The organism is Virgibacillus sp. M23, from assembly GCF_034190895.1.
Lineage (GTDB): Bacteria > Bacillota > Bacilli > Bacillales > Amphibacillaceae > Virgibacillus > Virgibacillus salarius.
In genome coordinates this window covers 1-20715 of the sequence record NZ_JAWDHA010000073.1, presented here as the reverse complement: position 1 = coordinate 20715, position 20715 = coordinate 1, and the positions used below count along the sequence as shown (strand labels likewise).

Here is a 20715-nt window from a genome sequence, read left to right as displayed (position 1 = left end):
GGGGGCATCTCACCTCTCTGTTTATGTTTGTGTGGTAACTAACATTATACAGGATTTGGGGAGGTGCTCTAATTTTTATGTCTTTAAAGTCTTGAGCCCCAAGGGCTCTATATTATGAAATTAACTCTATTAAATGAAGATAATTGTTAAGCCTAGGGCTTTTTAGAAGTTCAATTAGAGCCGTCATCTTTTCACGGACAGCTGCAGCTTTTACAGGAATCAAACTCGCTCCTAGCGGGATCTTCAGCAGTTGCTGCTTCCGCAGGGGCGACGGCTCCATTACTATCTATCTACTTTGTCTATTCGTTTTATAGAGAAAAAAAGAAATCCAACTAAGGATGTCTTTTTTTTGGCCTAATTTGCTTTTAACACAGTGATCTCCTTACTGTGAAGGAATAGAATTTGAATTTCTCACAATTTGTTAACGCTTGCACTTGAAATGATAAAAATCGTAATTTATACTAAAATAGTAAAATAATTCATATGTTTTTGAAGATAGAGGAATAGCCAAAGTAATGGGAAGTATTCTTCTATTAAAAAATGCTGCATAATGAATGATTATTCATTCATTATGCATGAGGAGGATTAGCAGTGAATTTAAGTGAACAATTAGCTGTTACTGCAAAAAAGTATCCTGACAAGACGGCATATGTGTTTCAACATAAAGAAACGTCTTATTTTGAACTGAATCATGCTGTTTCGCTATTTGCCTCTGGCCTAGCATCCTTAGGATACAAGAAAGGAGATCATGTTGCCTTAGTTGTTGGTAATAGTCCTTATTATGTCATTGGTCTGTATGGCGCGTTACGACTTGGTCTAGTTATTATTCCAATTAATCCTTTATATACATCAAGTGAAATGACATATATAGTGAAGAATGGAGATGTCAAGGCTGTTATTACAATGGATGTATTATTGGAAAAGTTTCATGCAATCGATGATCAATTACCTGCGATTAATCATTACATAGTCTGCGACTCCGAGAAAAACGTATCATCACCACTCTTTCTTCAAGAAAAAACAAAAGCATTTACTGAAATTTTAGCTCTTGGAGAAACAAGCTTTATAGACCCTTCTTTGGATCAAGAGGATTTGGCTATTATCCTATATACCTCTGGAACGACAGGAACACCTAAGGGAGCGATGCTCTCACATAAAAACTTATATTCTAATGCAAAAGATACAGCAGATTATTTAACAATAAATAATCAAGACCGTGTGATTGCTGCATTACCTATGTTTCACGTTTTTTGTTTAACGGTTTCGTTGAACGCTCCATTAATGAATGGTGGAACAGTACTGATTTTGCCTAAATTTTCACCTACGGATGTGTTTCAAGTTAGTAAACAATATCAAGCCACGATTTTCGCTGGTGTACCTACAATGTATAATTACTTGGTACGAAGTGGGAAAGAGATGGTAGATCATTTTTCTACGATTCGTTTATGTATTTCTGGCGGCGCATCTATGCCTGTGGCTCTTTTAAAGTCCTTTGAGGAGATCTTCCATGTGAAGGTTTCAGAAGGGTACGGGTTATCTGAGGCCTCACCAGTAACTTGTTTTAACCCATTGGATCGTCCGCGCAAACCAGGATCTATTGGTAGAAGTATCCTTCACGTGGAAAACAAAGTAGTTGATGAGTTTGGCGAAGAAGTACAGGTGGGAGAAGTAGGCGAACTTGTTGTTCGTGGACCAAACGTTATGCTAGGCTATTATAAAATGCCGGAAGAATCGGCAATTGCTTTAAAGGATGGTTGGCTTTATACAGGAGATATGGCTCGAATGGATGATGAAGGGTACTTCTATATCGTTGATAGGAAAAAAGACATGATTCTTGTGGGTGGGTATAATGTATATCCAAGAGAAGTGGAAGAGGTTTTATACGCCCATCCAGGTGTTTCCGAGGTTGCTGTTATCGGTGTTCCCGATAGTCAAACTGGAGAGGCTGTATGCAGCTTCGTTGTGGTTAATGATTCTTCTATAACAGAGGACGAGTTATTGGAATACTGTGCTACCTATCTAGTAAAATATAAAATTCCTTCCACTGTTGAATTTCTTGAGGAATTACCTAAAAATACGACAGGAAAGATATTACGAAAAAATTTAAGATCGCATACACGAAATTGAGAAGAAAAAATGGCTGGGACAAGAGAATGAAGAAACAATTAAAAACGAAAACGAACGATGATTATTTTTGATTAATTATCGTTCGTTTTTTGATCAGAATCATTCATTTAGCACCTGAAATAAGCGAGACTCCGGCGGTAACAGCACGCGTCCGAAGATCCACGTATTAACGTGTTTTTCTTTACCAAAGTTAGCTGAGGCCGTGCCCGCGGAAAACGAATATAGTTTCACGGTGCGGCGATGATACTCCTATTGATAATATGATTATTCGTATTTTGAGTAAAGAAGTTGTGTTTTGTCCCAGCCTCTTTTTTGTTGTGGGATAAGACTGAACAAATAATGTATGGTTGTGTATAAATTGAGAGAGAATAGAGATAAGAGGTGATAAGGGATGAACTTATACGAAGATGAAGAGAAGGAGCTTGCTACTTTTACATGGTTAAATCCTGAGTTTGATGTATCTCAGAAACAGGAGCAAACCACTCCATCGCATTATGAATTAAAACATGAGGGTGATGCAGAAAACAATCGTTGAATTTTGTGAAGATATTGTTTTTATCTTCCATTTTCTCTATAATTTTGATAAATTAATATATAAGCCACTTTCTTTTCTTCGGAAAGGATGAGCATTTTAATGTTGAATTTGTATACATCTACACCAGAAATCACCCCACTGACTGTTGCTCTTGTTGCCCAACGTGATTCCAAAGATAACCCCATTACTATGGTATTAGAAGAAGAAGCTGAATATCCAGTCAGCTTTTCTCCTAGCAAAATTGTCGATCATGCTTGTAAGTTTTTTGGTGCAAGTTTAAAAGGTCGACAAGAGGGTACCAAAGATATCTGTGGAATTACACATAAAGCACCAATCACAATTGATCCAATTAGTGGCATGTATTTCTTCCCGACTACATCCCCTTCAAGCTCCAAATGTTCATGGATTGCACACTCCCATATTGATCAAGTTCTTAAAGCAGCTAATTATGGTACAGAAATCCTGTTTAAGAATGGCAAGCGTGTATTTCTTGATATCTCCTATGGTTCTGCGCTAAATCAGGTTCAACGAACTGCGCAGTTTCGCTATCTTTTAGATAATCGTATTAGGTTTTTGCAGAAGCATATTGATCGGACTGCCCCTTTTCCATTAATTCCTCAAGAATAGTTAGGACTTTTTTTCGAATAGCAGGGTTAAAATAATTCCGTTTTTCCTCACGACCTCGGCAGAGGAATAAATACGAAGAAAATGAATCATTTTTTTCTAATGTAACGACCTTTATTTGTTTATGAAGCATAGTACTTCGTAACACTCTGCGTTCATTGACTGCTTCTGCCTCCATTCTTTTCAAAAGTCCCATATAATGCTCTGTGATTTTAAACGCTCCTTTTTGGAAATGTTGCATGTCTTGTTGTATAACGACCATGGCCATCGATAGGAACAGAAAGCGAGAAGCAATCGTTAATTCTTCTTCGTTTAGATAGCGCATGACAATCTCCCTCCTTGACAAGAACGTTTGTTCTTGTTCATAGTATATGCAAAAATTAATAAACTAATCAATGGTAACTATTAGAAATGAAAAGAAAGTGGCAAATTAAGGATATGACTATGCATAATTAGATGTTTACATTAAAATAAAAATAGATAGACTTAAAAATAGGATAAAGTGACATTTACATATTGAGGAGATTTTACTACATGTATTTATTAGACATCCAACTTTCGGATTGGAAAACAATGATTGAAAATGACAATTTCGATGAATATATTATGCACTTGCTTCATAATTACGAGAATTTAGGGCCACTACCAGGGATATTGTTGCCATTCATTGAAGCGTTTCTCCCTTTTCTTCCATTGGTTGTATTTGTATTTGCCAATGCAGCGGCATATGGGTTGCTTGAAGGCTTTTTATTATCATGGGCAGGGTCAGCACTGGGCGCTGTCTTAGTATTTTTAGTCATTCGCAAGCTTGGTAATAAACGAATTTTTAAAACGATTCGAGGGAATAAACAAGTAAAGAAAGTGACAACCTGGTTGGAGCGACATGGATTTGGACCACTTTTCTTATTAATGTGTTTTCCTTTTTCACCATCCTCTGTCATCAATGTTGTTTCAGGCTTGTCGAAAATTAGTAAGCAACAGTTTATTCTTGCTGTAATTATGGGGAAATCGGTGATGATCTTTTCCATTGCTTATGTAGGCTCAAGTATTATGGAATTTGCTAAAAATCCGGTGAAGACTATAATTGTTGGAGGTTGCATCGTCCTTTTTTGGATTATTGGTAAGTATATCGAGAAGCGTTTGCAGAAAAAGGCGCTTGAAAATGATGAAATAGGCTCTGAAAAGGGTTAAGACACTGTCCTCCAGGGTATGATGTAAAGAGAACATACTCTGGAGGAAGGTTTGGCATGAAAAAAATAAAATATCGAAAAGTGATTCCACTTGTATTGCTTGGGATCATAGTTGCGATGGTATTCCGTTCTGTGATTTTTGCTAGTTATGTTGTAGACGGAGAATCCATGCAGCCAACATTAAACGATGGTAACTTATTAATGGTTAATAAAGTCGTCTACGATCTAACGGATGTGGATCGTTTTGATGTCATCGTGTTTCACGCTAATAAACAGGAGGACTATGTAAAACGTGTAATAGGTGTTCCTGGGGATGAAATAAAATATAAGGACGATAACTTATATATAAATGGAAAATATGTAGAAGAACGATTTTTAAGTGAGTTCGTTCAGGCAAGTAATGGAAAACCATACACCGAAAACTTTACCTTAGAAGAAATTACGGGTAAAACAGAGGTTCCAGAAGGAAAACTATTTGTAATGGGCGATAATCGTGATAATAGTCTGGACAGCAGATCGTTTGGGTTTATTTCACAAACACAGCTTGTAGGGAAAGTAGATGTGAAATATTGGCCGCTTTCTCAAGCGAGTTTAAGCCTTGGCAAATAGTTATGTAGTAGCTCTCATCTTTGGTAAAATAAAAGGATGAGAGCTTTTTAAATTGGAGAAGGAAATGGGGGAAACATTATGGGACTCCGTTTTATTACTGGACGAGCAGGAACGGGGAAAAGCGGCCGTTCATTGGATGAGATGAAAGCCAAATTAATTCAGGAACCACAAGGCCCACCTATATTCTATATCGTTCCAGATCAAATGACATTTCAACAGGAGTATACACTGTTTAATGATAAAGATATTCGCGGGAGTATTCGTGCTCAAGTAGCAAGCTTTTCAAGGCTGGCTTGGAGGGTGCTGCAGGAAACAGGAGGCGGGACGAAGCAGTTTATTAGTACGGTTGGTATTCAAATGATGCTACGCAAAATTATAGAAGAAAAACAAGATGAGTGGCATGTTTTCCAAAAAGCAATGGAAAAACAAGGTTTTTTACATCAATTAGAAACAATGATAACGGAGTTTAAGCGATATACCATTACACCAGAGCTATTGCATGCGCAAATTGAACAAATTGGTCAATACGTACATAAGGAGCCTGGGGAAGAGGCGTTAGCGAATAAGCTTGAGGATTTAGTATATATCTATGAAAAATTACTATTTGCTTTGCAAGATAAATATATAGATGGCGAGGATCAACTGCAATTACTTGCTGATAAGATTAAAGAGTCGCAATTATTACATGAAGCAGAGATATATGTTGATGGGTTTCATCGGTTTACACCAAAAGAAATGATGGTAGTAGAAGCACTTATGAAAAAATGCAAACGTGTAACTGTCGCGTTAACTGTGGAGCAGCCAGAGGGGGACGCTGTGTCTGAATTGGATTTATTTTACCAGACAACGGAAACCTACCAAGCACTTAAGCAAACTGCGGAAATGAATGACGTAATGATAGAAGAGACCGTTGAACTTGACCCTGAATATGGAAGATTTCGAGATCGGCCTTACTTTGCACATTTGGAAAAAAATTTTGATGTCCGACCTGTCCCTCACTATGATGGGCAAGTTCCACTGCAAATTGCAGAAGCAGTCCATCCCCGAGCAGAAGTAGAAGGAGCAGCTCAAGAGATTGTTCGACTTGTTAGGGAAGAGGGCTATCGTTATCGTGATATTGCGCTGTTTATTCGGCAAACCGATACGTACCATGATTTAATTGCAACGCTCTTTAATGATTATGACATTCCAGTTTTTATTGATGAAAAAAGAACCATGCAGAATCATGCGCTAATTGAATTGATTCGTTCTTTATTAGATATGGTAGAAGGAAATTGGCGATATGATGCTGTTTTTCGCGTACTCAAAACTGGTTTTATTCCAAGTTTAAATAAGGAATATCCGCTAAACCCTGACGCAATAGATGAATTAGAAAATTATGTACTAGAGTATGGAATTAGATCAAGAGAGCGCTGGCTAGGAGAAGAAGAGTGGGTGTTTCAAAGATTTCGAGGATTTGACCAAATGGCGCAAACAGATATGGAAAGAGATACACAAGCAAGAATAAATCATTATCGTAACCAAGTGGCGCAGGCATTAGGAAACTTCGATACGCAAATGAGAGACGCTTCAACCGTTCAGGAAAAATGTGAAACCATTTATTTATTACTAGAGGAATTACAAGTTCCCGTTCGATTAGAGGAAATACGTACGGATTATGATAATGTTGGAGAGCTTGAAAAAGGAAGGGAACAAGAGCAGGTATGGGATGCTGTCATTCAATTGTTTGATGAAATCGTTGAGATGGCTGGAGAAGAGGAAATGTCACTAACTACGTTTCGAAAAACATTAGAAGCTGGTTTCGAGACGTTAACGTTTGCTCATGTTCCGCCAAGTATGGACCATGTCATAGTTGGTTCTATCGATCGTTCTCGAATCAGTGGAATAAAATGTGGTTTCCTTCTCGGTGTAAATGAAGGCGTTTGGCCAATGAAACCACCAACTGATGGATTGATAAATGAACAGGAAAGAGAAATGCTGGCTGGTCATGGATTAAAGCTAGCAGAAAGTAGCAAGCGCCAATTACTTGATGATTGGTTCTATATGTATATAGCATTTACGGTAGCTAGAGACAGATTGTGGATTAGTTATCCTTTAAGTGATGATGAAGGAAAGGCAAAGATGCCTTCACAGCTGATTAAGCGTATGGAGGATCTATTTCCAAGCTCCAGTGACCACTTGGTTTTGCAGGATCCTGATGAATTATTAGATGCAGGTCGATTTATAACGACACCAACGAAGACAAGAGCTGCTTTAACAGCTCAGTTAGCTAGATATCAAAAAGGCTACCCTGTTAGGAGCATATGGTGGTATGTACTGAATTGGTATATGGAGCATCACAAGAAGTATCATACGACGTATCGAATTTTACAAAGTTTATTCTATCAAAATAAACCTACCGACTTGTCTAGTGAAACCATCGAACAGCTTTATCCAAAACAGGTAAAGGCGAGTGTTTCTCGATTAGAGACATATTATCGATGTTCATACCAGCACTTTGCAAAATACAGTTTAGGACTTGAAGAGCGTAGAACATACAAGTTAGATGCACCAGACATTGGGCAATTATTCCATGAAGCGTTAAAAACCATTACAGAATGGGTTCAAAGCGAAGGTAGAGATTTTTCACACTTGAACCAGTCTGATGCAGCTAATTATGCGTCTAAGGCTGTAAGCCATTTAGCGCCAGTACTACAGCATCAGATTCTACACAGTTCTAACCGTTATAAATACATTCAACAAAAGCTGGAAGAAGTTATCGCACGAGCGGCTTTTGTATTAAGTGAGCAGGCAAGACAAAGTAATTTCTCTCCAGTTGGGTTAGAATTAGGTTTTGGTAAAAATCAGAAGCTGCCACCATTAACGATTACGTTGGAGAATGGTTTTGAGTTAATGCTACGAGGTAGAATTGATCGTGTCGACAGAGCAATAAAGGATGATGAACTATTTTTACGAATTATAGATTATAAGTCTAGTGCCAAAGGACTTAACCTAATGGAAGTTTATTATGGTTTAGCTCTACAAATGCTTACGTATTTAGATGTGGTGTTAACGCACTCTGAAAAGTGGCTAGGGGTTCAAGCGACACCAGCAGGAGTATTATACTTCCATGTCCATAATCCAATGATTACAGGAAAAGGGAGACTTGATGATGCCTCCATCGCGGAAGAATTGTTTAAGAAATATAAAATGCAAGGATTACTATTATCAGACGAAGAAATTGTGAAATGGATGGATACTGCATTAGATTCTGGAGCTAGCCAAATTGTTCCTGCAGGTGTAAAGAAAAAGGGTGGCTTTTATAGTTATTCCAAAATAGCAGATCAACAAACATTCGCTAGTTTACAAAATCATATGCATCGACTTATGGCTAAAGCTGGTATTGATATGACTACAGGGGGAGTTGATTTAAACCCTTATCAGCATAAGCAGCAAGTTGCATGTACATATTGCCCATTCCATGCTGTATGTCAGTTTGATTCAACCATAGCAACGAATGATTACAGAAAGCTAACCGACTTAAAGGATGAAGATATCCTTAACCGTATTCAGAGGGAGGAGGGCGATTCATGGTAAGCTGGACAAAAGAACAAGAGGAAGCAATATATACCAGTGGGAGCGATGTACTCGTTGCAGCGGCAGCAGGTTCAGGGAAGACCGCTGTACTCGTTGAACGAATAATACAGAAGCTCCTTAATAAAGAGAACCCAGTAGATATCGATTCTCTACTCGTAGTAACCTTTACAAATGCTGCAGCCCAAGAAATGCGTAAGCGAGTTGGCGCAGCTCTTGAAAAGGCTTTGGCTGAAGACCCATCTTCCCTACATCTAAAGAAACAATTATCCCTACTACAACGGGCATCGATATCCACACTGCATTCCTTTTGTCTTGAAGTTGTACGTCAATATGCATATTTATTAGATATTGATCCTTCATTTCGCATTGCTAATGAAATGGAAGTAGATTTAATGAAACAAGAGGTAATGGATGATTTGTTTGAGGATTGGTATGGTGCAGATGGCGCTGACCAGGCATTATTTTTTCAAGTCGTAGATCGTTTTTCGAGTGACCGTAGTGATGCTGAAGTAGAAGACTTAATCCTTTCTCTCTATTCGTTTGCTGTACAGAATCCTTGGCCTGATCACTGGCTAGATCAATTAGCAAATGCGTATGATGTATCAGAAAATGATGAGCAAATAGATCTTTATTGGTTAAATATACTTAAGCGTGAGGTGGAAGGGAAGTTTGAAGCTATTCAGCAAGAAATGCTACTTGCTATGAATATAACAAAAGAAAATGACGGACCGTACCAGTATGCGAATACGATAGAAGAAGATATAGCTATGTTGCAGGAAGTTAAACGAGTTCAAGGTGATTGGAATCAACTTTATAATTTCATGAAAGACTACACATTTTCAAAACTATCGAGTCAACGTGTTGAAGTAAATGAGGAGAAAAAAAAGCATGTTCAAAAGCTAAGAAATAGCTATAAAAAACGTTGGAATGATATGAAGCAGGACTGGTTTAGTAGAGATTTAGCTAGTCATTTAGAAGATATGCGTGAAATGGCGCCAGTAATTAAACAATTGACGGAGTTAGTGAAGGAATTTAAACAACGCTTTACAAAAGAGAAGCGGGAGCGAGCAATGGTAGATTTCACGGACCTCGAACATTATTGCTTACAGTTATTAAATGAAGATGATTCAACCGAGTCACCAACACCATCAAAAGTGGCAGTTGGATTTCAACGACGATTTTCTGAATTACTCATCGATGAATATCAGGATACTAACCTAGTACAAGAGACCATTCTACATTTATTAAGTGATCAAATTGGTAAGGGAAATCGATTTATGGTAGGAGATGTAAAGCAAAGTATTTACCGTTTTCGACATGCGGAGCCGTCTTTGTTTATTGGTAAGTATAAACGATTTGCTGCTAATACTAATTCGGGAAAACGCATTGATTTAGCCAGAAACTTTAGAAGTAGAGAGCAAGTTTTAACTGGAACGAATTATATCTTTCGACAAATTATCGATGAAGCTCTTGGTGAAATAAACTATGATGAAAATGCGGAGCTAATTTATGGCAATAAAATGTATGATGAATATCCTTATAGTCAGCCAAATCCAGAGTTGGTAATTATAGATCGCCATATTGATGAACAAGAAGAAAGTATGGAGGAGGTGGACTTCCGAGATTTGGAAAAGGCAGAGCTTGAAGCTAGAGTATATGCTAAAAAAATTAAAAATTGGATTGGTCAAGCAGATCAAGCACCTTTGCAAGTGGTTGATAAGGAAACAAACGCCCAAAGGGATATGCAATATCGGGATGTTGTCATTCTGCTTCGGTCGATGACATGGGCTCCGGCTATTACAGATGAGTTGAAAAAACAAGGTATTCCTGTATATGCAGAATTATCAACAGGTTATTTTGAAGCAATTGAAATAAAGGTAATGATTAGCCTTTTAAAAGTGATTGATAATCCGAGACAGGACATCCCATTAGCGTCAGTATTACGTTCACCAATAGTTGGTTTAAATGAAGAAGAATTGGCAGCAATTCGATTAGCAGGAAAGAATCTTTCGTTTTATGATGCATTAAAAAACTATGTTAAGCAGCATACAAATGAAACTGCAAAAAGGCTTCAACGTTTTGTTGACAATCGGGAAAGATACCGTTTAGCATCTAGGCAAGGTTCTTTATCTGAGTTGATTTGGCAGATTTTTCGAGAAACAGGGTATTACGACTTTGTTGGAGGTATGCCAGGAGGCAGACAACGACAGGCGAATCTCCGAGCTCTCTATGATCGAGCGCGAACGTATGAAAAAACGTCATTTCGTGGATTATTTCGATTCCTACGCTTTATCGAGCGAATGGAAGAACGAGGGGATGACCTTGGAGCAGCAAGGGCTCTGAGTGAACAAGAGGACGTTGTACGTATTATGACGATTCATAAAAGTAAGGGACTTGAATTCCCTGTAGTGCTTTTAGGGGGGATGGATAAACAATTTAATTTGATGGATTTAAATCAGAAATACTTATTGCATAAGGATTATGGTTTTGCCAGTAAATACATCGACCCAGTTAAGCGAATTAGCTATCCAACACTGTATTATCAAGCGTTAAAGCGTGAAAAATTGAGGGAGCAGCTCGCAGAGGAAATGCGTGTACTTTATGTTGCATTAACTCGCGCAAAAGAAAAACTTGTCATGATAGGGAGTGTACCATCTTTAGAGAAAAAAATAGAGAAATGGGAGAAAATAAGGGAGCATCATGAATGGGTACTTCCTTCGTACTTCCGCATCGAATCAAAAACCTATCTGGATTGGGTTGGTCCAGCGCTCTTACGTCATCGTGACTGCGAAATGTTACGATTAGGCGATACCTCAAAAATGTCGAATGAAACGATAGAGCATGATCCGTCACATTGGGATGTGACCATTATTCATGGAAGTGAGCTGGTCAATAATACGGAACCTAATAAGGACAATGATGTGCAATTATATGAGCACATTTCTAAATGGAAGCCGTTGGATTTAACAGATAATGAACTCAAATATATCGTTGATCAACGTTTGCAATTTACGTATCCCTATCGAGAGGCTGCGACCTCAAGGGCAAAACAAACAGTAACTGAAATTAAAAGGCAACAGGAAATAAAGGATGAATATAGTTCTGATCAGCTTGTAGCTACATTTCAAAAGCCGATTGTTAAACGACCAGTATTTATGCAAAAGGAAAAATCAATGATTTCAGCTGAAAAAGGAACTGCAATGCACACAGTCATGCAGCATTTACCTATTAAACGAGTATTAAATGGTTTGCAAATAGAGGAAGAAATTGAAAAAATGATAGAAAAAGAGATTATAGGAAGACAAGAAGCAGGCCAGATTGACATCCATGCAATTGAGCAATTTTATCATACACCGATTGCTGCATTTATCATGGGTGTACCTAAATTCTATCGCGAGGTACCATTTAGTCTTGCATTGCCAGCAAGTGAAGTTTATACAACATGGCACGCACCAGAAGAAAATGTGCTAATACAAGGGGTAATCGATTGTCTTATTCCAAAAGAAGATGGTTGGATAATGATCGATTATAAAACGGATGCCATTAATGCTGAATGGACAGAGCAAGTCAAGGAAAAAATGCTACACCGTTATTTTACGCAAATGAAGCTTTATCGATATGCTGTTGAAACGATTTGGAAACAGCCTGTAAAGGAAACATATTTGTATTTCTTTGCGAAAAATCAACTTGTTGAAGTGCCACAGGAATTAAAAAGCTAGGCTAATAGTAGAGTAAAGCAAAATTCTGTTTTGTTATGTACAAGGGGGTGCGACATACTAAAACGGCTCTTTTTAAAGACGAAACCATCCTTTACACTCCCGCCGAAATATAGTGTGGGAGCAAAGGCTCAATAATAAGCTTGTAGAACCACTAAGGATTCCACAAGCTTATTTCATAATGTTTATGCGTTTGCCGTAATGTTTTGATCGTTTAAATCAGGGTCAAACGGATTGGTTGTACTGACGCCGTTATTCGTACAGATGAAGTCACCTGTATTAAGTGAGCCAGAACCAGCGTTAGTTTTTGCAGTATCCTTTGGAGATAAATAAAAGGAATCACCAAAGTTAACCACACCTCCGCCAACACTAATTATTTTTACTGGTCCAACAATAGCGGGCATGCTAACACCTTCTATCATAGTATTCTTAAAACAGTCTATGAGATGGAACAAGGATTGGTGTCTTATTTAATCTTGGAGCTTTCGGAAATGCTTTAATCGTGCATCTGCAGCTATATTTTCCACGCTCCCGATTTGCATTAAGGAGGAACTACTAACTCCAATTAAAGAAACATGGTGGACATTAATAGAACAGTCGTGATGAAAAGTAGATTTATTTACGGTTTTCCCATCTTTCAGCCAGTTTGCTTTTCTGGTGAAAATCGGATAATCCTCAAAGTATTCCTCATCTGCTTTTGTGAAGTAATCTCCCTCTTTTTGTACCGCAATCCCTTTGGAATTTAAATTGGCATTGAATGTGTCTCCAATTGAAACAACGCCACTAAAGGAAACAGAATTGGTAAACATATCGGATACATGAGCGATTCGTTTTTGCACGAGTTATTCTCTCCTTATGGGGCTAATGGTACAATATTTCCAAAAGTAAAGGCCTCTGGTGGTGTATCAAAAAAAGATGAAAGACATATCTCATCGTTGTCCCCAATCAAAAAAACGGATGAGGCAGATACGTTATCTACATTAACATTTTCAACATTTAGTCCCCAGTTATGGACTTCCATGTTCATGATGATTCTCCTTTATTCTTTTTGGTATGCATAAAATGAGCTAGCGATTTTTGAATTTCACTTTTAATGTTATCTGATATATAAGCATGCAATTCCTCTCTTGATTTAAGGTTACCATTTTGTGTTGCCTCATTTTCATGAAAGGCAATCCGTCCAGGCAACTGTTTTTCTATATCTTGTATAAGAACGGAGGGATATCCATCGTTTAAATTTACACTGTGCTCTCTTGCGAGCTGACGAATAATAGAGGGACCGGTTTCATGGAGATAATTTCCTAATTCTGATTGTAAGGTTTGTTTAAGTGGTGGCTGATAATTTGGTATGTCAGGCTGGTTTGGGAAACCCGTATCTTCAAGGTTTGCTAAGTCCTGTGGGGATAAACCGATATGAAGCGTACCGTCTAAATGCTCAATCTTCAGTTGGTCGAAGTGATATTCCACCTTTTCAATCTTATTAGATTTAGCAGCTTGCAAACTATCCTCCAATTGGTTTACTCTCGACATTAATGTTTGGATTAGATTCTCCTGCTGCTTCATATGTTCATGTAAATCATAAATATATTTTGACCAATCATTATTGTTCATGAAAATAAACCCCCCTTGCACAGTGTAGACGAATGCCTATGCTTAGTTTATGCATTACCTACAAAAATGTGCGAATTAAGGGGCTAAAGGTACAAGAGGAGTAGTCTCACTAATTGCTTCTGCCTCCTCAACAGCTTCTGTAAATCCGCCTGTATTGTATATATCGGATTGGGCTTGTAGACTGCCAGTGCTTCCAATTTGCAATACAGAAGAATTGGTAATAGCACCGACTTTTATCATATAAATACTAATGGATTGATGGACAGTGATATTCATCTTTATTCCTCCGAGATTATAGGTTGATCAAAATTGTCGGGATCAAAAACATAGGTTTTAGAATTCCCCAAGTTTACACGAATACCTCTTCCAGTATTGAAAGACCCTCCACCAGCATAGGTTTTGGCAGTACTGTCTGGGGATATGGAATACACATCGCCAATATTAAAAATACTGGAGGAAGATATATTAATTACTTTGACTGCTCCGACTTTTGCTGGCATTTGGACTCCTCCTTTACTGTTAGCTTATGAAAATCTTCTATTTTGTTGAGGATCTTTAGCAGGATTGTTTTGTTTTTTATCGAATAATATGAGGTACGAAGCAGAAAGGGAGTATATGATGGATATAAAGGCAACACCGACTCGTGAAAAAGATCGGTTGGTTTGGATTGATGCAGCTAGAGGCTTCGCTATTTTTGGTATATTTATTGTGAATATTGGCGCCTTCAGTGCACCTTATTTTTTGTATGGAGGAGAAGGGGTAGCGTGGCCATCTAGTTTGGATCATACGGTTCAAGGTATTATCGACATATTTTTTCAAGCAAGCTTCTATTCATTATTTTCAATTTTGTTTGGCTTTGGCATTCAGTTAATGAAGGAAGGGCTATTTGTAAAAGGAATTGCCTTTTATCCGATTCTAATTCGCAGGCTCATGGTTTTAATTGGATTTGGAATAATTCATGCGTTTTTAATATGGCATGGTGATATTTTATTGTCGTATGGAATAATTGGGTTGTTTTTACTTTTATTCTTGGATGTGAAAGATCGGACGCTACTTGGCTGGGGAGTTACTCTGTTAGTTGGAAGTGTTAGTATGTTAACACTATTTTTGTATAATGCGAGGCATTTTCTTAATGAATATGACGATGTAATGATAAATCAAGCGCTTGAAAATTATCAAAGTACCACTATTCAAGCCATTTGGTATCAAAACTTTCAAGATTGGATGTATGGTAATGGAGGAATTGTTTTTTTCATAATGATTGCAACCATTTTACCTTTATTTCTATTTGGAATGTACATTGCACGGAAACGCTGGCTACATAAACCGAAGCAATATCATTCTATTATTAAAAGGCTTTGGTTTAGTTCCTTGATTCTCTTCATTCTCTTAAAGCTAGCTCCCTATTTGTTTGGGAATCCGACATGGTTTTCGATGATTCAAGATAATATAGGTGGCTCATTTTCAGCACTATTTTATTTAACATCGATTACACTGTTAGCTCAAACCAAGGTGGGCGCTGCAATACTCCAACCATTAGTTTATGTAGGCAGAATGGCATTAACCAATTATATTACACAATCTGTCATATGTTTTGTCTTATTTTATGGGGTTGGATTTGGTCTATATGGAGCTATATCACCATTAATTGGAGTACTTATGGTTATTGTCATTTATTTCTTACAGATCATATATAGTAAATGGTGGTTTATTCATTTTCGGTTTGGTCCATTAGAATGGATATGGCGTAGCTTGACCTATAATCAGAAACAGTATCTTCGTAGGAAAAATCAAGGGTGAATGGGGGAGAAGTGATGCGAGTTCCAAAAGATAACTTTCCAACACTTGAAACAGAGCGAATGCGATTACGAAGGGTTACCATCGATGATGCTGCGGATATGTTTGCTTATTGCTCCGATAAAGAAGTAGCTAAATATGTGAATTGGGATGCCCATCAATCGATGGCCGATACCCATATATTTCTTAATCTAATATTAAATCAGTACAAAGGAAATAATTATGTCTTCTGGGGAATTCAAGATAAACAAACACATCATTTAATAGGAACGATTAATTTTGTATCATGGAAGAAAAAACATCGTACGGCAGAAATAGCGTATATCATTTCTAGAGACTATTGGGGAAGAGGAATGATGACAGAAGCTGCAATGAGAGTGATAGCATATGGATTTACAGAGATGAATTTAGTACGTATCCAAGCAAGATGTTTTCGAGAAAATCTTGCGTCTGAAAGAGTAATGGAAAAGGTAGGAATGACCTTTGAAGGAATAATGAGAATGGCCATGCAAGTAAACGGAATACATTATGATTTAAAATTATATTCCATTTTAAATCATGAATTTGATGCAGGCTAATGATAAACTACAGAAAGTTAGGGCAGTCAGCAAACTTTCTACGTTTTCCATTTTCATGACTCAAGAAGACATCTCCATAACTATCATGGATTTGACTGAAACTCCTTTCTACCTGTACGAATTGTGAGAAACGTAATTTATTTCATCTGTGGCTATGAATTACTGCTGTAGTCTGCAATAAAGCTATTAAAAAGGCTGTTCACAAGTCTAGCTTGACTTATGGGACAGCCTTTCTGTATACATTATAAAAATTCGTACTTAACCGTTAAACACTTCACGGATATGACTAATAGCCCAATCGAGATCTGTTTTATCAATAATAAGTGGAGGAGCAAAGCGTATTACATTGTCATGAGTTTCTTTACATAGTAATCCCTTTTCTTTTAACGCTTCACAATACGGGCGAGCGGCCTCTGTTAACTCCATACCAATAAATAGACCTTTACCACGTACTTCTTTTATTTTGGGATTATCAATCGTATTGAGTTCAGCCATCATATAGCTCCCAAGCTCTAACGAGCGTTCTGCCAAATTTTCTTCCTCTAGTACTTCTAAAGATGCTGTGGAAACTGCACAAGCTAGTGGATTTCCACCAAAGGTTGAACCGTGTGATCCAGGGTTAAATACACCCAAGATATCTTTATTAGCGACGACACAGGAGATTGGAAATACGCCTCCTCCTAAGGCTTTTCCGAGAATTAGAACATCTGGAGTTACATCTTCCCAATCACAAGCGAACATTTTTCCACTACGTGCAAGTCCGGCTTGTATTTCATCAGCGATATACAAAACCTTATTTTCCTTACATATAGCATAAGCTTCCTTTAAGAATCCTTCTGGAGGCATTACAATTCCAGCTTCACCTTGAATCGGTTCAAATAAAAAGCCCGCTGTGTTCTCTGTAATAGCATTTTTTAATGCATCAATGTCACCATAAGGAATGATTTTAATTCCTGGCAGCATTGGTCCAAATCCACGTTTGTATTCAGCTTCTGAAGAAAGGGATACAGCAGTCATTGTTCTTCCATGAAAATTTCCTTCACAAGCAATGATTTCTGCTTTATCTTCTGCAACACCTTTTACATCATAAGCCCATCTTCTAGCTGCTTTGATCGCTGTTTCAACAGCTTCAGCCCCTGTATTCATTGGCAGGGCCATTTCTTTATTAGTTAGTTTACATATTTTTTCGTACCAAGGTCCAAGCTGATCATTGTGGAAAGCTCTTGAGGTTAATGTTACAGCATCAGCTTGTTTTTTTAAGGCTTCAATAATTTTGGGGTGACGATGTCCTTGGTTTACTGCTGAATAAGCACTCAGCATGTCCATATAGCGGTTTCCTTCTGGATCTTCTACCCAAACTCCTTCAGCCTTTGCAATAACAACAGGTAGAGGATGATAGTTTTTCGCACCATATTCCTGTGTCTGATCAATTATTTCCTGACTCGTTTGTACCATATGATCCCTCCGAATTTTAAAAATAATCTACAAAAATAGTATAACAGTTTTTCTTGCTGAATAGATACAGAAAATTTGTCATGATTTTTTTATATGATTTATTAAAGTGATCATGGTATGATAGCGATAGTCATTGAATTTGGACAGGAGGTAGTTTAGAGATGACACATATGCATATTACTGCATGGGCGCTTGGTTTTATTTTATTTGCTCTAGCTTACATGATGTTAAAACAAGGTAAGGAAAAGCCTGCAAAAATTACACAAATGATTTTGCGATTAGACTATTTGTTTATACTTTATACCGGTGGAGATTTAATTGCGTATTATTTTAATGGCAGTCCATTACTACCTGAAGCAATCATTAAGGGACTTGCTGGAGTTTGGATTATTGCTGTGATGGAAATGATGCTTGTGAAGTTAAGAAAGCAGAAGCCACTTAAAGGTTTGTGGATCCAATTTGTGATTGCCGTTATTATTGTACTTGCATTGGGATTCTTTAGACTCCCTATGTCTGTATAAGTATAGAAAGATTGTCCTTATGTTTGGGGCAATCTTTTTTTATAGCCTAGGAAACTACAAAATTTGAGCCTATGGATAAATATACGTATTAAGTCACGTCCAGCTCCAACGCCCAGAAACGATGCGTCTTCACGAATCGCCCTAATCTAAGTCATCATCGGCTCGCAAGCTCACCGTGATTCCTTTATCTCCGTTGACTCGCTTCAGTCGTTACGTTTCTAATCGGGCTCTTGCGCTTTTGTTCTGTTTTGACAACGTGTTGGTTATCATAGCTCGACAACAGGTTATTATGCTATCATTATAGCTGACTATGGAGGCAAGGGTTAAAAATTTGAATGATTTCTTACAATGTAAGGATTAATATTGACTATTCCGATAAAAGCTCAATAATAGAACAAGAGTACTTTTACTAGATGGAGGAATTATATGAAACGTATCCTAAGTATTTTTTTTGCTATCCTTGCTATTCTTGTAGCGATGCCAAATGATATACAAGCAGAAAGTGCAAATATAAACGAAGAGATTTTATACAGTATCACCGTGGATCGCTATAATAATCTGGACCATGAACGAGATAAACAAGTCCGTTTAGATGATCCAATGGCATATCATGGAGGAGACCTAAAGGGGATTATAGACAAACTCGATTTCTTTGAAGAATTAGGCTATACAACACTGGTGCTATCACCCATTATGGCGAATGCACCGGACGGATATCATGGTTACTGGATTGAGGATTTTTATTCTGTTGAGGAACAATTTGGTACGATGGATGATCTACATACACTAATTAAAGAGGCACATAAACGAAACATAAAAGTAGTTATGGAGCTTGTTACCAATTATATTGCAGATAGTCATCCCATTGCACAGGATACAGCAAAGAAGGATTGGGTAATCGAGAATAAAAAGCCACAAACCAATTGGTCTAAAAATACAGTAAAACTTAATCAGAACAACCCAGAAGTGCAAGCTTACTTATTGAATGTGGCTAATTATTGGATGGATGAAACCGATATTGATGGTTATAAGCTACATGCGGCTGATCAAGCATCTTCAGAATTCCTGAATACACTTTCTAAGAATATTAAAGCAAAGGACGATGATTTCTATATCCTAGCAGATATTCTCGACCCTGAAACAGATATAACACATTTAAAAGAAAATAAATTATTGGATGCTATCGAAAATTACTCGTTATATAATAGAATGACAGAGGTATTCGCCGAAGCAGGAAAGCCGGTTTCTGACATATATGGAGCTTGGCAACAAACTGATCAAGCGTCTATGATATTTGTAGATAATAAATCAACGGAGCGGTTCACGCAGACTTTAGCAGAGAACGGAAGAAACGCTCTTACGACATGGTCACTAGCATTAACTTATATGTATACGATTCCTGGTGTACCAGTATTGTATCAAGGATCCGAATTGCCAATGTATGGGTCAGGCTTAGCTGAAGCACAGCAAATGGTGAAATTTAATAGCGGTGATCCAGACTTGACTGAATTTCATAACCGTATCTCATCGTTACGTAATAAATTTCCTGTTCTAACGCATGGCGATTTCGAAATGGTTGGCTCTGATGGAGCAATGAGTGTATTTAAACGGAGCTATCAAGATGAGACGATGTATATTGCAATAAATAATGATGAACACTCTAGGGCGGTTTCAATAAGTGATTTAGAGTCAGGAAAACAGCTACGTGGATATCTTGGTGATAATACTGTTCGGGAAAATGATAAGGGAGAATACAAAATTGGTTTAGCCAGAGAGACAGCAGAAGTGTTCGCTGTAGAAAATGATACAGGCTATAATTGGTTATTTATTGGGTTTATTATTGGCGTATTTTTATTATTTATTATCGCTGTAATTATCCTCAGTCGTAAACAAAAACAAAGGAAAAGTAAATAACTAGTGAGATTTGTTTTGTGGTTATTCGTAAAAGCTTGTAGGGTGATTTTTCTCTACAAGCTTTTTAATTATCTAGGAAATTATAAAATATGCCCACATGGATAAATATGGAGTGTTGAGTCATGTTCAGCCCCAGCGCCCAGAAACGAGGCGACTTCACGAATCACCCAATAAGTTATCAACGACTCGCAAGCACACATAGATTCCTTTATATCGATTGACTTGCTCCAGTCGCTACATTTCTAATCGGGCGCTTGCGCTTTTGTTCTAAGTTAAGAAAGTATAAAATCAGTGCAATGACTGTGTTAAGCCAAGTAGTTATTTTGAAATGTTTAATGTATATTGGCAATGCTCCGACTAATTGCTTCGCTTTCCGCGGGCACGGCCTCAACTAACTTTGCAAAGAAGAACACGTTGCAAAGTGGATTTTCGGCTCGCGCTAATCCCGCAGGAGTCTACGTA

19 protein-coding genes are annotated in these 20715 nt (G+C 37.6%); 11 read left to right on the top strand and 8 right to left on the bottom strand.

All coding sequences use genetic code 11. From position 1 onward, the window contains the following. Positions 1 to 591 precede the first annotated feature (591 nt). The 3 genes from RVS70_RS19240 to RVS70_RS19230 all read left to right on the top strand — a co-directional run bounded on the left by RVS70_RS19240 (position 592) and on the right by RVS70_RS19230 (position 3289). Positions 592 to 2127 carry a fatty acid--CoA ligase family protein gene (locus RVS70_RS19240; protein ID WP_026680609.1) on the top strand — a complete coding sequence of 512 codons (1536 nt, stop codon included), beginning with the start codon at positions 592 to 594 and terminating at the stop codon, positions 2125 to 2127. 391 nt (positions 2128 to 2518) lie between these two features. After that, positions 2519 to 2662 (top strand): hypothetical protein, encoded by a 144-nt coding sequence (locus tag RVS70_RS19235; protein WP_161629266.1) that lies wholly within the window; start codon positions 2519 to 2521, stop codon positions 2660 to 2662. Between the two features lie 99 nt (positions 2663 to 2761). Next, complete coding sequence (locus RVS70_RS19230; RefSeq protein WP_121604867.1) at positions 2762 to 3289, top strand: competence protein ComK; 528 nt, start codon at positions 2762 to 2764, stop codon at positions 3287 to 3289. Here the strand turns inward: RVS70_RS19230 and RVS70_RS19225 are convergent. After that, complete coding sequence (locus tag RVS70_RS19225) at positions 3228 to 3611, bottom strand: hypothetical protein (RefSeq protein ID WP_121604868.1); 384 nt, start codon at positions 3609 to 3611, stop codon at positions 3228 to 3230. The genes RVS70_RS19230 and RVS70_RS19225 overlap by 62 nt on opposite strands. 209 nt (positions 3612 to 3820) lie before the next feature. On the opposite strand from RVS70_RS19225, the gene RVS70_RS19220 reads away from it, so the two are divergent. The 4 genes from RVS70_RS19220 to addA all read left to right on the top strand — a co-directional run bounded on the left by RVS70_RS19220 (position 3821) and on the right by addA (position 12380). Beyond that, positions 3821 to 4477, top strand: coding sequence for a TVP38/TMEM64 family protein (locus RVS70_RS19220; RefSeq protein WP_121604869.1), 657 nt, complete (start codon positions 3821 to 3823; stop codon positions 4475 to 4477). 56 nt (positions 4478 to 4533) lie between these two features. Then, complete coding sequence (gene lepB / locus RVS70_RS19215; RefSeq protein ID WP_121604870.1) at positions 4534 to 5085, top strand: signal peptidase I; 552 nt, start codon at positions 4534 to 4536, stop codon at positions 5083 to 5085. Positions 5086 to 5163: 78 nt separating this feature from the next. Further along, complete coding sequence (gene addB / locus RVS70_RS19210) at positions 5164 to 8661, top strand: helicase-exonuclease AddAB subunit AddB (protein ID WP_121604871.1); 3498 nt, start codon at positions 5164 to 5166, stop codon at positions 8659 to 8661. Beyond that, the gene (addA, locus tag RVS70_RS19205; protein WP_321134464.1) at positions 8655 to 12380 is read left to right on the top strand and encodes a helicase-exonuclease AddAB subunit AddA; all 3726 of its coding nucleotides are present in this window, start codon (positions 8655 to 8657) and stop codon (positions 12378 to 12380) included. Before addB ends, addA begins: the two co-directional genes overlap by 7 nt. A gap of 182 nt (positions 12381 to 12562) precedes the next feature. On the opposite strand, the gene RVS70_RS19200 is transcribed toward addA, so the two are convergent. From RVS70_RS19200 to RVS70_RS19175, 6 genes are all read right to left on the bottom strand, one after another. Further along, positions 12563 to 12781, bottom strand: a complete 219-nt coding sequence (locus tag RVS70_RS19200; RefSeq protein WP_026680614.1) for a spore germination protein — start codon at positions 12779 to 12781, stop codon at positions 12563 to 12565. A gap of 66 nt (positions 12782 to 12847) precedes the next feature. Beyond that, the gene (locus tag RVS70_RS19195; RefSeq protein WP_026680615.1) at positions 12848 to 13216 is read right to left on the bottom strand and encodes a spore germination protein GerPE; all 369 of its coding nucleotides are present in this window, start codon (positions 13214 to 13216) and stop codon (positions 12848 to 12850) included. A 14-nt stretch (positions 13217 to 13230) separates the two neighbouring features. Beyond that, positions 13231 to 13404 carry a hypothetical protein gene (locus tag RVS70_RS19190; RefSeq protein WP_026680616.1) on the bottom strand — a complete coding sequence of 58 codons (174 nt, stop codon included), beginning with the start codon at positions 13402 to 13404 and terminating at the stop codon, positions 13231 to 13233. Beyond that, complete coding sequence (gene gerPC / locus RVS70_RS19185) at positions 13401 to 13988, bottom strand: spore germination protein GerPC (RefSeq protein WP_026680617.1); 588 nt, start codon at positions 13986 to 13988, stop codon at positions 13401 to 13403. Before gerPC ends, RVS70_RS19190 begins: the two co-directional genes overlap by 4 nt. Positions 13989 to 14063: 75 nt before the next feature. Then, complete coding sequence (locus tag RVS70_RS19180) at positions 14064 to 14264, bottom strand: spore germination protein GerPB (protein ID WP_026680618.1); 201 nt, start codon at positions 14262 to 14264, stop codon at positions 14064 to 14066. Positions 14265 to 14266: 2 nt separating this feature from the next. Further along, the gene (locus RVS70_RS19175; RefSeq protein WP_026680619.1) at positions 14267 to 14488 is read right to left on the bottom strand and encodes a spore germination protein; all 222 of its coding nucleotides are present in this window, start codon (positions 14486 to 14488) and stop codon (positions 14267 to 14269) included. A gap of 118 nt (positions 14489 to 14606) precedes the next feature. Between RVS70_RS19175 and RVS70_RS19170 the strand changes: the two genes are divergently transcribed. Together RVS70_RS19170 and RVS70_RS19165 are read left to right on the top strand one after the other, a co-directional pair. Beyond that, complete coding sequence (locus RVS70_RS19170) at positions 14607 to 15788, top strand: DUF418 domain-containing protein (RefSeq protein WP_026680620.1); 1182 nt, start codon at positions 14607 to 14609, stop codon at positions 15786 to 15788. A gap of 14 nt (positions 15789 to 15802) precedes the next feature. Then, complete coding sequence (locus RVS70_RS19165; RefSeq protein ID WP_026680621.1) at positions 15803 to 16363, top strand: GNAT family N-acetyltransferase; 561 nt, start codon at positions 15803 to 15805, stop codon at positions 16361 to 16363. A 258-nt stretch (positions 16364 to 16621) separates the two neighbouring features. Here RVS70_RS19165 and RVS70_RS19160 read toward each other — a convergent pair whose 3' ends face one another. Further along, complete coding sequence (locus tag RVS70_RS19160; protein ID WP_026680622.1) at positions 16622 to 17818, bottom strand: ornithine--oxo-acid transaminase; 1197 nt, start codon at positions 17816 to 17818, stop codon at positions 16622 to 16624. Positions 17819 to 17979: 161 nt separating this feature from the next. On the opposite strand from RVS70_RS19160, the gene RVS70_RS19155 reads away from it, so the two are divergent. Both RVS70_RS19155 and RVS70_RS19150 read left to right on the top strand, forming a co-directional pair. Then, positions 17980 to 18339 (top strand): YisL family protein, encoded by a 360-nt coding sequence (locus tag RVS70_RS19155; RefSeq protein ID WP_026680623.1) that lies wholly within the window; start codon positions 17980 to 17982, stop codon positions 18337 to 18339. Between the two features lie 426 nt (positions 18340 to 18765). Next, positions 18766 to 20253, top strand: a complete 1488-nt coding sequence (locus RVS70_RS19150; protein ID WP_121604873.1) for an alpha-amylase family glycosyl hydrolase — start codon at positions 18766 to 18768, stop codon at positions 20251 to 20253. Positions 20254 to 20715: the final 462 nt, after the last annotated feature.